This window comes from Paenibacillus sp. FSL E2-0201 (assembly GCF_037963325.1).
Taxonomy (GTDB): Bacteria; Bacillota; Bacilli; order Paenibacillales; family Paenibacillaceae; genus Paenibacillus_AQ.
Genome location: NZ_CP150154.1, coordinates 3,251,757 through 3,266,325 on the forward strand (window position 1 = coordinate 3,251,757; position 14,569 = coordinate 3,266,325).

Annotated in this window: 16 protein-coding genes; 11 read left to right on the forward strand and 5 right to left on the reverse strand. The window is 39.1% G+C overall.

Translation table 11 applies throughout. The features are described 5' to 3' along the window. The first annotated feature begins 70 nt into the window (after nt 1-70). The 4 genes from NSU15_RS14585 (at nt 71) to NSU15_RS14600 (ending at nt 5,430) form a co-directional block, all read left to right on the forward strand. Nucleotides 71-754 carry an ABC transporter ATP-binding protein gene (locus NSU15_RS14585; protein ID WP_339291049.1) on the forward strand — a complete coding sequence of 228 codons (684 nt, stop codon included), beginning with the start codon at nt 71-73 and terminating at the stop codon, nt 752-754. Beyond that, entirely contained in the window at nt 751-3,354 is a 2,604-nt protein-coding gene (locus NSU15_RS14590) for an FtsX-like permease family protein (RefSeq protein ID WP_339291051.1), read from the forward strand. The genes NSU15_RS14585 and NSU15_RS14590 overlap by 4 nt, the downstream gene beginning before the upstream one ends. A gap of 224 nt (nt 3,355-3,578) precedes the next feature. Further along, nucleotides 3,579-4,973, forward strand: coding sequence for a protoporphyrinogen oxidase (locus NSU15_RS14595; protein ID WP_339291053.1), 1,395 nt, complete (start codon nt 3,579-3,581; stop codon nt 4,971-4,973). A gap of 190 nt (nt 4,974-5,163) precedes the next feature. After that, nucleotides 5,164-5,430, forward strand: a complete 267-nt coding sequence (locus NSU15_RS14600; RefSeq protein WP_042127555.1) for a CD3324 family protein — start codon at nt 5,164-5,166, stop codon at nt 5,428-5,430. Between the two features lie 70 nt (nt 5,431-5,500). Here the strand turns inward: NSU15_RS14600 and NSU15_RS14605 are convergent, their stop codons facing one another. The 3 genes from NSU15_RS14605 to NSU15_RS14615 all read right to left on the reverse strand — a co-directional run bounded on the left by NSU15_RS14605 (nt 5,501) and on the right by NSU15_RS14615 (nt 6,780). Continuing rightward, the gene (locus tag NSU15_RS14605; protein ID WP_339291055.1) at nt 5,501-5,662 is read right to left on the reverse strand and encodes a hypothetical protein; all 162 of its coding nucleotides are present in this window, start codon (nt 5,660-5,662) and stop codon (nt 5,501-5,503) included. A gap of 43 nt (nt 5,663-5,705) precedes the next feature. Then, complete coding sequence (locus tag NSU15_RS14610) at nt 5,706-5,891, reverse strand: hypothetical protein (RefSeq protein WP_170880266.1); 186 nt, start codon at nt 5,889-5,891, stop codon at nt 5,706-5,708. 85 nt (nt 5,892-5,976) lie between these two features. Then, nucleotides 5,977-6,780 (reverse strand): DUF2935 domain-containing protein, encoded by an 804-nt coding sequence (locus NSU15_RS14615; RefSeq protein WP_339291057.1) that lies wholly within the window; start codon nt 6,778-6,780, stop codon nt 5,977-5,979. A 165-nt stretch (nt 6,781-6,945) separates the two neighbouring features. On the opposite strand from NSU15_RS14615, the gene NSU15_RS14620 reads away from it, so the two are divergent. The 5 genes from NSU15_RS14620 to NSU15_RS14640 all read left to right on the forward strand — a co-directional run bounded on the left by NSU15_RS14620 (nt 6,946) and on the right by NSU15_RS14640 (nt 10,321). Next, entirely contained in the window at nt 6,946-7,551 is a 606-nt protein-coding gene (locus tag NSU15_RS14620) for a TetR/AcrR family transcriptional regulator C-terminal domain-containing protein (protein WP_339291059.1), read from the forward strand. 144 nt (nt 7,552-7,695) lie between these two features. Further along, nucleotides 7,696-8,712: a zinc-binding dehydrogenase gene (locus tag NSU15_RS14625; RefSeq protein ID WP_339291061.1), complete on the forward strand. Its 1,017-nt coding sequence runs from the start codon at nt 7,696-7,698 to the stop codon at nt 8,710-8,712. Nucleotides 8,713-8,886: 174 nt separating this feature from the next. Continuing rightward, the gene (locus tag NSU15_RS14630; protein WP_339291063.1) at nt 8,887-9,384 is read left to right on the forward strand and encodes a GNAT family N-acetyltransferase; all 498 of its coding nucleotides are present in this window, start codon (nt 8,887-8,889) and stop codon (nt 9,382-9,384) included. A gap of 5 nt (nt 9,385-9,389) precedes the next feature. Next, the gene (locus tag NSU15_RS14635) at nt 9,390-9,953 is read left to right on the forward strand and encodes a GNAT family N-acetyltransferase (RefSeq protein WP_339291065.1); all 564 of its coding nucleotides are present in this window, start codon (nt 9,390-9,392) and stop codon (nt 9,951-9,953) included. 89 nt (nt 9,954-10,042) lie between these two features. Further along, nucleotides 10,043-10,321, forward strand: coding sequence for a CD3324 family protein (locus tag NSU15_RS14640; RefSeq protein WP_339291067.1), 279 nt, complete (start codon nt 10,043-10,045; stop codon nt 10,319-10,321). 52 nt (nt 10,322-10,373) lie between these two features. On the opposite strand, the gene NSU15_RS14645 is transcribed toward NSU15_RS14640, so the two are convergent. Together NSU15_RS14645 and sleB are read right to left on the reverse strand one after the other, a co-directional pair. Further along, nucleotides 10,374-11,594: an IS256 family transposase gene (locus tag NSU15_RS14645; protein ID WP_076119303.1), complete on the reverse strand. Its 1,221-nt coding sequence runs from the start codon at nt 11,592-11,594 to the stop codon at nt 10,374-10,376. Nucleotides 11,595-11,724: 130 nt separating this feature from the next. Beyond that, nucleotides 11,725-12,318, reverse strand: coding sequence for a spore cortex-lytic enzyme (sleB, locus tag NSU15_RS14650; protein ID WP_339291350.1), 594 nt, complete (start codon nt 12,316-12,318; stop codon nt 11,725-11,727). A 224-nt stretch (nt 12,319-12,542) separates the two neighbouring features. Here sleB and NSU15_RS14655 point away from each other — a divergent pair, with 224 nt between their 5' ends. Together NSU15_RS14655 and NSU15_RS14660 are read left to right on the forward strand one after the other, a co-directional pair. Continuing rightward, entirely contained in the window at nt 12,543-13,094 is a 552-nt protein-coding gene (locus NSU15_RS14655; RefSeq protein WP_339291069.1) for a YdhK family protein, read from the forward strand. 298 nt (nt 13,095-13,392) lie between these two features. After that, entirely contained in the window at nt 13,393-14,466 is a 1,074-nt protein-coding gene (locus tag NSU15_RS14660; RefSeq protein ID WP_339291071.1) for a DUF3298 domain-containing protein, read from the forward strand. The last annotated feature ends 103 nt before the right edge of the window (nt 14,467-14,569 follow it).

Here is a 14,569-nt window from a genome sequence, read left to right on the forward strand (position 1 = left end):
TCACTTTAGAGTCACTGGATAGTCATTGTAGACAGATATACTGATCTCATCAACAAATGGAGGTCTAACAATGGACATTTTAAAGATTGAACATCTGTCTAAAACATATGGAAAAGGCGAAACAGCGGTAAAGGCACTGGATGATGTATCTTTTTCGATTAAAAAAGGGGAATTCGTAGCGATTATCGGGCCATCAGGCTCAGGAAAGTCGACCATTCTTCACTTGTTAGGTGGTGTGGATCGACCGACAAGCGGCAAAGTATTCGTAGATAACACGGATATTTATGAATTGAATGAAACACAGCTGGCGATCTTTAGACGCAGACAAATTGGGCTGATTTATCAATTCTATAATCTAATACCGGTCCTAACGGTGGAAGAGAACATCACACTTCCTTTACTCCTTGATCAGCACAAGGTAGATAAGAAACAATTTGCGGATACTGTAAAGGCGTTAAATTTGGAGAATCGCTTAAACCATCTCCCGAATCAGCTCTCAGGCGGGCAACAACAGCGGGTCTCTATTGGCAGAGCGTTAATTAGTAATCCTGCAATCATGCTGGCGGATGAGCCAACCGGTAATCTGGATAGTAAGAACAGTAGTGAAATTATAGACTTACTAAAAATGTTTAATAAAACCTATAATCAAACACTGATCGTCATTACTCATGATGAACGGATTGCATTACAAGCGGATAGAGTGATTACCATTGAAGATGGAAGGATCGCCAAAGATGAGGAGATTCGTCCGTGAATATCGTAAATAAATTAACGCTTAGACATTTGAAACAAAATAAGCGAAGAACATTGGTTACTATTATTGGAGTCATCATTTCTGTGGCTATGGTGACGGCGGTGGCAACGCTTGGTTTTTCATTTATGGAATTAATGAGGAAGCAGAGTATCTCGACGAATGGAGAATGGCATGTCCAATACAGAAATGTTACTAAAGCTCAGCTTAAAGCGATAGAAGCGGATGATGCAACGAAAACACTTGTCATCTCAAATGATCGTGGGTATGCCCCTTTAGAGGGTGGGAAGAATGAGAATAAACCCTATTGGTATATTAAGGAATATAATGCAGTTGGTTTTAAACAATTTCCGATTGAACTGCTGGAAGGTAGACTCCCAAAGACAAACCACGAAGTAGTCATTTCTGAGGAGATTGCAAAGAATGCAAAAGTCACTTATAAGATTGGTGAAACACTAACTCTCGATGTCGGAGAGCGAGTTACTAGGGATGATAAAAATAGTGGGCAGCCTTTATCTCAGAACGAACGATTACGGACTGAAGATGACACCCTGCTTGAAGAGATCATTCATAAAAAACCAATGAACTACACAATTGTTGGAGTGATAAAGCGTCCCACTTGGGAACCAACATGGTCTCCGGGTTATACTGCGCTAAGTTATGTGGATGAAAGCTTGATTGGAGCAGCCGAAAAAACTACAGCGACAGTTGTACTAAACAAGGTGGATAGCTCCATATACAAACATGCAGAGGAATTGGCAAAAGAAAACAATATAGAGTCGATTTCTTATAACAATAGTCTGCTGCGCTATTATGGTGTGACGAATAACGATGGCTTACGTAATGCACTTCTTTCATTGTCAGTCATCGTTATGACTGTGATTATCATTGGTTCCGTTTCTTTAATCTATAATGCATTCGCGATCTCTGTCTCGGAACGTGCACGCCATTTAGGAATGCTCTCCAGCGTAGGTGCTACAAAGAGGCAGAAGCAGAATTCGGTGTTTTTTGAAGGAATGATTATCGGTTTAATTAGTATACCTATTGGGATCCTTTGCGGAATTGCAGGAATCGGGATCACTTTTATGATCATCAATACGATGATTCAAGATGTACTAGGGATAACTGAAAAATTAACATTGGTTGTTACACCTCTGTCCCTATTCACCGCTTGCGTTGTTTCGATACTGACGATTTTTATATCCACCTATCTTCCAGCCAGAAAAGCTTCCAAGATCTCCGCAATTGATGCGATCAGACAAACAACCGATGTTAAGCTCTCTGGTAAAGCGGTGAAAACTTCCAAGTTCGTTCGCAAGTTATTTGGAATTGAAGCAGAAATTGGTTTAAAGAATTTAAAGAGAAATAAACGCAGGTACCAAGCAACCGTGTTCTCACTTGTCATTAGTATTGTTCTGTTTTTAACCGTATCTTCATTCACTACAAATATGAGAAAGTCGGTAGAACTCTCACAGGATGGTTTGAACTACGATATCCAAGTTTATATGGGGACCGAGGACGCTCAAAAAGTTGATCGGCTGACGAAATCGATATCTGCCTTACCTAATATAACGGAATATAATGTGGTCAGGGAACTAAGCTTGAGTTCATGGATTGATGAAAAAGATATGGCGAAAGAATTGCAAGAGATCGTGGAGAAGGATAGCAGTATTTTAAAGAATGGGAAATATCCTTACTACATTCAGATCCATGCCCTAAATGAACAGAGTTTGAGAACCTATGCAGAATCGGTCGGTGTAAGTTATGAACAATTAACGGATCTCAATCACATGTCAGCTATTGTGAATGATACCGTCACCTTTGAGGATGAGAGTGCCAAAAAGATTATTGAGACCAAAGCTCTTCATTCGGAAATCGGTCAGAAGCTTGATTTAATTTATACGGATTGGAACACAGAGAAAGAGACGAAATTACCACCAGTAGAAATCGTCGCATTAACTGATAAACGCCCTATGGGTGTTCATTCAGCACTAGTTGGTGGATTAAATATCATTGTCTCTGAACAAGTCTTCGATCAATTAACAAATGATACGATGAGTAACGATATACAAAGCCGACTTAACCTGAACAGCTCTGATCCATTAGCGACACAACAGGCCATTGAGGAAATGAAAGAGCGGAATGTCTATGTCCAAAATGTGTTTCAAAATAGACAAAATAGTGAGCAGATGATCATGTTAATGTCTATTTTCACCTATGGTTTTATTGCTTTGATTACATTAATATCGATTGCGAATATTTTCAATACGATATCAACTAGCATATCACTTCGTAAAAGAGAGTTTGCGATGTTGAAGTCTGTAGGGATGACGCCAAACGGTTTTAATAAAATGATTAATTATGAAAGTATCTTCTATGGGATAAAATCACTACTTTTCGGGCTTCCGATTAGCATAATCGTGATGTACTTGATCTATAGATCCATGATGAGTAGTTTCTCCTATGGATTCGCACTTCCGTGGATGAGTATCTTGTATGTCATAGTCGCTGTCTTTATCATCGTTAGCTCAGCTATGCTGTACTCCAGTTCAAAAGTGAAGAAGGAAAATATTATTGATGCTTTAAAACAGGAAAATATATAAAGATTAGCCGCGATTATCGCGGCTTTTTTAGACTTATATGAAGGTATATATTTTTTGGGGGTCCCCGCAAAGTACTTGAGTACGCATCGAAGCAAATCCTCACTTTGTGGGGATATTTTGTGTCATATATGACACGAACGGTATGTTATTACATATAAATCCCTATGATATAATGTATTCAATTGAATTTAACAGATTATAACTTTAGAGGCAGGTGTCAACGTTTGAGAACGGTCGTCGTGATTGGCGGGGGAATTACTGGATTGTCTACCGCTTACTATTTACAGAAATCTATAGAGCATAACAAGCTAGATGTAAAAATCATTTTGGTTGAAGCCAGCGATAGACTGGGCGGAAAAATCAGAACACTGCGACAGGAAGATTTCATTATGGAATCAAGTGCAGATTCTATTGTTACTCGCAAAACGAATGTTGCCCCATTAATTGAAGAACTTGGCATGCAAGATGAGGTCGTATATAACGCGACAGGAATATCATATATCTATACAGAAGGAAAGCTTAAGCAAATTCCTAAGGATGCAGTCTTTGGCATCCCTCTAAGTATTGAATCGCTTGCTACAACAGATCTGGTCTCTGCTGAAGGTAAAGTTGAAGCACTTAAAGATTTTTACACTCCGAATGATAAGTTTACGAAAAATGATTCCGTGGGTGAATTTCTAGAAGCTTTCCTAGGAAAAGAGCTGGTCGAGAAGCAAATATCACCTGTCCTTTCAGGTGTATATTCCGGGAAATTGAGTGAACTTACCATTGCCTCGACCCTTCCTTATTTGATTGATTATAAAAATGAATATGGAAGTATTATTCAGGGATTGTCCGCGAATAAGGCTAAATTCCAAGGAAACGGCGATAAAAAGTTTATGTCTTTTAAGGGTGGGGTTTCTGCTCTGATCGATGCCATGGAAGAACAGCTGTCCGATGTAGAGATCATCAAAGGGATTCGTGCCGAGCGCATTGCAAAGGATGGAGAACGGTACCGTGTAACACTGGCAGATGGACGAATCTTGGACAGCGATTTTGCTGTACTTGGAACAATGCATTCTACTGCACAAGCATTACTTCAAGATGAAGTGCTGGATGAAGATTTTAATCAGTTGTTTAACAGCTCTATGATTAGTGTGTATCTAGGATTTGATATCCCTGATAGTCAGCTGCCAGCGAACGGTACAGGGTTTATTACCGCCAACAGTGATGATGTTCTATGTAATGCTTGTACGTGGACAAGTCGCAAGTGGGAGCACACATCTGGACAACAACGTCTGCTCGTCAGACTGTTTTATAAGAGCTCAGGACCGCATTATGAGTCCTTGATTAAGCTCTCAGAAGAGGAATTATTACAGGTGGCGTTGAAAGATATACAGACCAGTCTTGGGATTACTGGACAGCCAGTAACCTACGACGTGACCAAATGGCATGATGTTATGCCAAATTACCACATGCGCCATCATGAGATTGTAGTATCCTTAGAGAAGAAGATTGCAGATCATTATCCTAACGTAATCCTTGCCGGATGCTCTTATTATGGTGTGGGTATTCCAGATTGTATTGCTAATGGAGAGAAGACAGCCAAGCGCATTTTGGAGGAACTGACTTCAAATTGATGAAAGGGAGGGTGTACAATCGTGAAAAGATTAGCGATAAGCTCTATGCAAAGTCTAGACTATAAACAACGGCGGTTGTTTGTATAGAGCGAATAAAATTTGATTTACCGCCAGTGCATTGTGCATTGTTGTTTTTAGAATAGACTTTGCTACCTTCAAACTCATAAAAAGTTTAAGGAGCAGAGCGATTATGAAATATGTAAATGCTGATACGATTTTTCCAAAAGAATTATTAGAGGAAATTCAGAAATATATTAACGGTGGTTTAGTGTATATCCCAAAGCCTGAAGAAGCACATGTAAAATGGGGCGAGAAGTCAGGGAGCAGAAAATACTTAAGATCTAGAAACATTGAAATCTGTCTAAGGTTTGCTGTTGGTGCAACGGTTGATCAGCTTTCGGATGAATATTGCCTATCAAGAGACAGTATTAAGAAGATTGTTTACACAAAAAAATAGCTATAATCCTAAAAATCCACGTTAGAGGAAGCTCTGACGTGGATTTTTGGGATTTAATTATCATTCAATCTTAAATACCATACTTCTTCCGATATTTATCGATCCCATCTATAAACTGTCCTTCATATTTTACGACTTCATCCATCTTTTTATTTGCTGCTTTAAAAGCAGTGCTGGAAATTTTCGTTTTGTATAAGGCTGCTTTTAAATAGATTTCATGTAATACCTGCAATTCTGCATTGGGTGCTTTAATCTTTTTCGCCTCAATTACCAATTTAGTGTAATAGTATAGATTCATCAGATACTTCAGGTGTCAATTTTGCATATGTAAGACTGGTCATTTCAGCTAGTAAGCGAACTTTAATTTTAATCGTTCCACCCACTGGAATAACATCGCTAGACAAAGTAATACTTGCCTCATGGAGCAATTTCTTATCAGCAGCAAACACAGTGGATGGCATTAATAAAGCAAAAACCATAGTACAAAGTATAAAACATCTGTATTTTTTGATACAAGTAGTAGCCCTATCCATAAGATATGTAATGTTATACGATTTGTTTATTCGTATTCAAAGAGGCTTCAAATGCATCAATAATATAGAGGAATCTTTCTGCTTCTCGGAATACATGATCCGCAAGAAGTGGATGGATGATGCTTTTTATTCGGCATTCTTCTATTAGATCCCGCGCCGTTTTCTTAAAATCACGGAGGGATTTAACCGAAACTTTATTCTCGTCAAGTTGCTGGCTGAGCAGGGGTTTAGTTTGGGATTGAGGACGCATGGAGCTAAGATCAATAGCTTGATACAACAAAACGTCAAAGTCATGGCTGAAATTTCTTGCTTGTTCTACGAGTTGACGTTCAGAAGGGTCCAATAAATGTCCGATGAATTTGGCATGGTCTGCCATTATACGAAGGAAGAAGACATTTTCATTGATAATTGCGTCCGGTAAAGGATCTAACCTACCTTGATTTAGTTCTTCCAGTCGATTTCGGAAATAGTTGGCTTCCCTGCTGACATGATCCACTAATAAGGGAAAGTTCGTTCCGCCTGGAAGTTTACATTGCAGAATCAGACCCAGTATTTTCCTTTTAAAAGCCCAGATATGTGAAGCTGCACTATGAACCTCCTCATTAAATTTCCTTATTACTGCTGGATCAGAATCCACAGTAAATCCGAGTGACCTGTTCTCAATGGCTTCAAATGTAGCATAGAAATAGTTTGCCTCATTTATTAATTGTGTATCTTCGGCGCGGAAACCTAATTTTAGAAAAAAAGAATGTTCTTTCATAATTCGTGACCAGAATCTAATCTCATCAAGAGATCTCGCAACAAAAGGATCCGGCATATTTAAAACACACCTCCCATTTTTATACAATCATAATATGCGTGAAGTTTGTACTATATCCGCAAGAATTCAGCCGAATATGTAGAAGTACACAAACGCTTACGATCTGGAACTACTGTAGTATATAATTGACTGTATGTTCATTAACTACGAGGTGGAAGATTCATGGCAGACAAAACATACTTAGATTTACGGATACGAAAAACAAGAAAAGCAATTCGGAATGCCTTTATAGATTTATTAGCAGAGAAAGAACTGAATAAGATCTCGATCAACGCTATTACGCAAAAGGCTGAAATCAATCGAGCTACATTTTATTTACATTACAAAGATATTAATGATTTGATTGATAGTATCTTGGATGACTTATTAGCAGATTTGAAGAAAATACTTATAGATAAATTTGAAGAATCCTATAAACCAGGGGATGAACTTACCTCGCTGATTTTATTGCTTGAGCATATTGCAGAGAATTCTCATATGTATAAGGTGTTGCTTGTAACCAAAAACATTCCTTATTTCACACCAAAATTGATGGATCTTTTATATGAATTGATATTAATAACAACAGAACAACAAGCGATTCAAAAAACAGAAGATTTCTTAACCGTAGATACTCCTTCTGATATCGCAGCTTGGTATGGAACATCTGCAATCATTGGTACAATTTCCATGTGGCTTGGCAATGATATGCCCTATACCCCTAAATATTTAGCAGAGCGAATTATACAGTTAAATCCATTTATCCCTGCAAATAATAAAAAGAAATAGTGAAACATTTCACTTTTAAAATTTTAATTAACACAAGCTTATTAACTGTCGTTTTATTAACGCTTTCAGTTTTATTGTAGATTGCTAAGCTCCACAATAACTACTACCATTTAGTAATAGATAGTAATAAGGAGTGTGTTAAGAATGATGAAGGTCGGTATTTATCACGGTAAAAATAGTGTGGGGATAGAAGAGCGGCCAATACCTGAAGTAGGGCCAAAAGATGCTTTGATTCGTATTTTAGCCGGTGGAATTTGTGGGACAGATATTAATATCGTAAAAGCAGGCTCTGAAATGGGTATCCGTTTCGGTTCGGAATTTGGTCACGAAATGTTCGGTGAGATCGTCAAGTTAGGTTCTGAAGTGGAAAAGAATTTAAACGTGGGCATGCGTTTAGGTGTGAATCCAATTACTGCAAAACGTGCAGGTCGTCGTTATTCGTTGGAGGTAGGAGCCTTTTCACAATATGTCTTAATTGAAGATGCAGCACTAAATTATAATCTTTATGAATTTAATGATTCCGTTTCGGCAACAGAGGCTGTATTAATGGAACCTATGAGTGTGGGCTTTCATGGAGCCTTTAGTGTACAACCCAAACAAGGTGAAAAAATCGTAATTCTCGGAGCGGGTCCTATTGGTTTATCTGCTGCTGCAGGATTAATAGGGGAAGGCATTAAAGAGGTTTGTGTTGTGGATATTGATCCATGGCGTTTGGATAAAGCCAAAGAATTAGGAGCTTTAACAGTTAATACGACGACTGAATCATTAGCAGAGGGCTTAATTAAACACTTCGGGGAAGTAAATGTTTACGGCGTTAACATGCCAAACGTAGATGCTTTTGTAGACGCAGCGGGTGCCCCGATATTATTTGAACAAGTGATGCAGATTGTAAAGCCACAAGCAAGAATTGCAATCATTGCCGTTTATAAAAATGAAGTACCTATTAGCCTTGCTCAAGTGATGAGTAAAGAAGTTAATATAGTTGGAGCTAGTGGATACACACATGAAGATATTGTAAAGGTTATTGAACATATTAACGACAAGAAAACGAATATCTCTACAATGGTGACACAGTCCTTTAAATTAGAGGATATCCAAGCAGCTTTTGACAAAGCCATTGAAGCTAAAGAAACCATTAAAGTCATCGTAGATTTAACTTGATTGTTAGACTGAAAAAAGTTCATGTGGGCGTAAAAGCTCATATGAGCTTTTTTTATTCTAGATGAATAATGACTTTATATAAAATTCAATTCAAATCAAATATGGCATATAACTAGAGTGACGTCGTGATTATACTAAGTACAGAAGTAACAATAATGAAGCAAACGTGGGGGTATGATGGAAATTAAACTTGTTCCAGTAACGTTTGAAGATAAAGCGGTACTGTCTAATCTATATCAACTTTACTATTATGATTTCAGTTTTTTTACGGATCAAGATGTGAATCAGCATGGAAAATTCGAGGTTGATATTGATTATTTTTGGGAAGGGGATCATCGATGGAATCCTTATCTGATCGAGATTTCAGGAAACTTAGCTGGATTTGTGGTTGTACTTTTTGAAAACTTAGATAAAGACCCAGATCCAACTCATGTGGTCTATGACTTTATGATTTTGCAGAAATACAGAAGAAATGGAATAGGTACTGCTGCCGCAATAAAAACACTTGATCTATTTAAAGAAGCCAAATGGAAACTAGCTCAAATGGAAAATAATAAACCTGCTATAGCTTTCTGGCGAAAAGTGCTTAAGGATTATACAAAAGATAACTACACAGAACGTTATTTAAGTGATCGCCATAAATACATCCAAGCATTCGATGGGAGGGAGTGAATGAAATGAAGATCACCGTAACATTAACTGACAGCACAACGAAGTTTATGATTAATAATCTCTACCCACTATACTTACACGATCTATCAGAGATATGGGGGAACCTTCCTAATCAATACGGGGTATACGAGGATAATGAAACACAGACGCTGAATGAACAGAATAAAGTCTTCGATATCTGGTGGGAGAAGCCGGGGATTTTATATCCTTATTTAATAAAAGAGGATGGAATTCCTGCTGGCTTTGCATTAGTAGCCACACCACCTCATACACCACCAGGTTGTGAATTTTATTTAAACGAATTCTTTATCCTGCGGCCCTTCCGAGGCACGGGAATCGCTGAACATGCGGCTAAGGAGGTTTTTAATCTTCATATTGGAAAATGGGAGCTACAGACGAACCCCACGACTACAAATAGGAGAGCCCAGCACTTTTGGAGAAAGACACTGAAGAAATATACTAGTGATAGCTTTCAAGAAGAATGTAGGAAGTCTTATGATGATGAATTAAAGATGATTTTTAATTTTAATAATGGATTAGGCTCCCGTCCCGAGTCATCTCAACTTTAATAATAAGCTTTTATAATAACAGCCTGTCTGACCATTATGGTTAGGCAGGCTGTTTGTGATCTCATCAAAGTTTAAGGAGCAGAACAATTATGAAATATGTAAATGCAGATACAGTCTTCCCAAAAGAGTTACTACAAGAAATACAGAAATATATAAATGGTGGTTTAGTCTACGTTCCAAAGCCTGAAGAATTGCATGTGAAATGGGGCGAGAAGTCAGGGAGTAGGAAGTATTTGAAATCAAGAAATGTTGAGATCTGCTTGAGGTTTGCTGGTGGCGCAACCGTTGACCAGCTCTCAAGTGAATACTGTCTTTCTAAGGATAGTATTAAGAAGATCGTTTATACTAAAAAATGGGTCTGTCAATAATTTTGTGTAAACTCTTTTAAGCACAGATTCCCCCGAGGGGGAAGTCGCGAATTTAACGCAAGTGTTGACCGACCCGATCGGGGAAAAAGACCGACAGCTGGAGCAGCATTTGCCCCCAGTTTTGGACACGTCCTGTCCATTTCCGAGTGACGTCGACGGTGGCCAGATAGAGCATTTTTAGTAGCGCCTCATCTGTGGGAAAGATGCTTTTTCCCTTCGTCACTTTACGAAGCTGACGGTGGTAACTCTCAATCATATTGGTGGTGTAAATCAGTTTGCGGATCTCAGGCGGGTACTTGAAAAAGGTAGCGAGTTCGTCCCAATTGGTCCGCCAGGAACGGATAATGAGGGGATATTTCGCTCCCCAAACTTCCTCGAAACGGTCGAGTTCAAGCAAGGCACCTTCCTCGGTAGCTGCCTTGTAAATAGGCTTTAAGTCGGCTGTTACCTTCTTAATATCCTTGTACGACACGTACCGTGTGGAGCTGCGGATTTGGTGAATAATACACTTCTGGATTTCCGTTTGAGGATAGCAGGCGGCAATCGCTTGAGAGAATCCGGACAGGTTATCCACGCAGATAATGAGAATGTCCTGAACCCCGCGATTCTTCAGTTCATTCAGCACACTCAGCCAGAACTTGGAGGACTCATTCTCACCAATCCACATCCCCAGCACGTCTTTGTTTCCGTCCAGATCAATGCCAATGACCATGTAGGCAGCCTTATTGATAATGGCCCCATCTTGCTTGACTTTGAAGTGGATCGCATCCAAATAGACGACGGCATAGACCCCTTGCAGAGGCCGGTTCTGCCATTCTTTAATGAGAGGCACAATCTTGTTCGTGACATTGGAAATGAGCGTTGGAGATACCTCAATACCATACATCTGCCCTAAATGGTCCTGAATTTCTCGGGTGCTAATCCCTTTCGCATACAGCGCAATAATTTGTTCTTCGATGCCCGTTACATTCGACTGATGCTTCTTGACGACCAAGGGCTCAAACTCGCCCAACCGATCCCGAGGAATAGCGATTTCCTGCTCACCATACTCACTGACTACGGTTTTACGGCTCTTTCCGTTACGGCTGTTTGGCGTGAGCTTCGCTTTCACCTCATGCTTTCCATAGCCCAAATGAGTATCCATTTCGGCTTCCAGCATCTCCTGAATCGTCTCCGCAAACAGCTCTTTTAGAGCATTCTGCGCATCCTGTGCGCTTACCAAATTGTTTTCCTTAATAAATTCCCGTAACTGCTGTTTTGTCCAAAGTCCCATGTGTTCTCCCCAGCCTTTCTCTTACTTCCATTTTAATGGGTTTGAGAGTTTACACAATATATTTTACAGACTCTAAAAAATAGCCGTCCAACCACTAAGGTTGGACGGCTATTACATTTATTTGAAGCGTTTAACTCGCAAATATATGCTTACCAATTTTTAAGTTCTGAGGACGTGACCAGATCCAAGCACTTGTAGCTGTATCTGGATTGAAATAATAGATCGAATTGTTTGTTGGGTCCCAACCACGGACAGCATCAAGAGCAGCTAAATAGGCAGTCCGGTTTGGAGTAAGCCAGTATTGACCGTCAGATACGGCTGTAAATGCACCTTTTTGAAATACTACGTCTTTAATATTGTTTGGGAATTGACTAGATTGTATGCGATTCATAACTACAGCGCCAACTGCAACTTGGCCTTTATAAGGCTCACCGCGAGATTCACTGTAGATAACTTTAGCCAATATGTCCATTTCCTCAATATTAAGCGTATATTTTTTTAGTGCATTCCATGTTTTCGTGCCAGTAACACCATCGGCGCTTAATCCGTAGGCTTTTTGAAATTTAGCAACGGCTGCTTTCGTTTGTGATCCATATACACCATCTAAAGGCTGAGTATACAAATCCAGAGTCTTCAATCGATACTGAAGATCCCATACATCTCCTGAAGAACTTCCTACTGTTAATACCGGAGCAGCACTAGCAGAACCGATCATAGTAGCCATACTTACCAGACCCAAAAGAAGCAACAAAGTGAATATTTTAGTCTTCATTATAGTAGCCTCCTTTCAGAAAACATTATAAATAACCTTCAATAACGGAGACAACACTCATTTATTGGTAATCCAATTAACGTCTTACAATTTTCAAAATATTATTTTCGGTTTGTGATCTTCTGAAATGGGTAAATTAATAGTCAAAGGCATATAAAACTTCGGAGGTTCTTTATATGAAAAAGCAATTAATTCTACTCATGTTCGCCGCTGCTTTCGGTCTAAGTGCATGCAGTAATGATAATAGCTATGGCAATAAGATGTCCTCAAACAATACACAGATGGAACATTCCTCGCACTCTAGCTCAGGTGAGGTACCTGATGATTTGAAGGTGGCGGAGAATCCAGCTTATAAAGTTGGAAGTCAAGCGATCATCCAAACGGACCATATGGACGGGATGAAGGGTGCTACAGCAACCATAGTTGGAGCTTTTGACACCACGGCGTATACCGTTTCTTATAGACCCACAACTGGTGGATTTCCAATTACTAATCACAAGTGGATTATTCATGAAGAAATCAAAAAAGCTTCTGATAAACCTTATGAAGCAGGCTCGGAAGTCGTGATGGAAGCCGACCACATGAAAGATATGAAAGGGGCAACCGCTCAAATTAACGCGGCGGAACAAACGACGGTATACATGATTGATTTCACACCTATAACGGGTGGAGATAAAGTAACCAACCATAAGTGGGTAACGGAAGATGAGCTTTCACCTGTAAAGTAATAGGTTAGCGTAAATAAAAATTACAATATCAAAAAAAGCAACTTACCCATGCGTAAATGAGTAAGTTGCTGTTTTTGTTGTCTTAAAGTTAGCTCCTATTGAGAATTTTCGAATGCAAAAGAGTAGGTTGTTAATTAATTTATATACATTAGCCTTTTTAGATAGAATTACGGGGGACAGAAGCTGAAGAAATTAACAATAAATTAGAAAATCACCAAACTTTTTAGAGGTCTCCCTGCGTCTAGCTAATGAGTGTCATCGGAAGGCACTTATAAATAGAGATGGAGGATGACGAGATATGAACAAGACAACAAAAAATCTATTTAAAATGAGTGCAGTAGGGTGTGCAGCAATTATGGGGGTGAGCATAGCTTCCTTACCGGTTCATGCTATGACATCCACAGCAGTAGTAACTAATGTTTCTTCAACGGCACAATCAACTACCCCTGCACTTACTGGTGTTAAGATCCAGGAAAAGGTGCTTAGCACATCAAGTAAATATTTGATCGCTGATATTAAAGTACCGCAACTAACAGGCATGCTGGACAAGCAATACCAAGATGAGCTGAATGATATTATCCTGTCTCATGCTGAAAAGGATTTAACACAATGGGAGAAAGACGCTGCGGAAATGGGCCACAAAGCACAAGCTGGTAAACAAGACTTCCATCCATATAATCTTAATATTACTTATGAACTGAAGTCTGATGGAACAGGTAATCCAGCAGGTGTTATCTCCTTGAAGGTGATTACTGAAGGTTCTGAAGGCGGAACTAGCATGCCGCGAATAGATACTTATAATGTGAACAACGCAGCGGAGGCACAACGAGTTACTCTGTCGGATTTGCTGGGTGCTAACTACAAAGAGAAGCTCGATGCAGATATTCTTGCAGAGATTAAAAAGGATCCAGATAAATATTTCTTGGAAGAGTACAAAGGAACTTCTGTTGAGCAGTCGTTTTATATCGAGAAAGGTGACTTAGTGATCGTATTCCCTAAATATAGTATTGCACCAGGATATGTAGGATCACCAGAGTTTCGGTTCAACTTAAATCATAATTCCACGGACGTTGTAAAGCTTGATTTGAAAAAAATAGCAAGTTTCACCAACAAAGACGGTGTACTGATGCTGTCATTGCGTGATTTAGCCAATCAATTGAACTATGAACTGAAGTGGAATCAAGCTACCAAAACATCAGAGTTAATGAAGGGAGCACAATGGACGAGTGTTTCTATTTACAAAGATTCTTATTTTATAGCAAAAATGGCTCCCAAAGCATTAGGCACTGCACCCGTACTTCAAGATAATAAAACGTATGTCCCTGTCCAATTTGTAACAGATATTTTACACATTGAAGTACAGAGTAATTAATGAAAAGACATCTGGCAGGTTACTCTGCCAGATACTTTTTTTATTTTATAACATTTTCACTTGCTTACAGAACTTTTCATACGGTTACAGCGTCTTACTAATG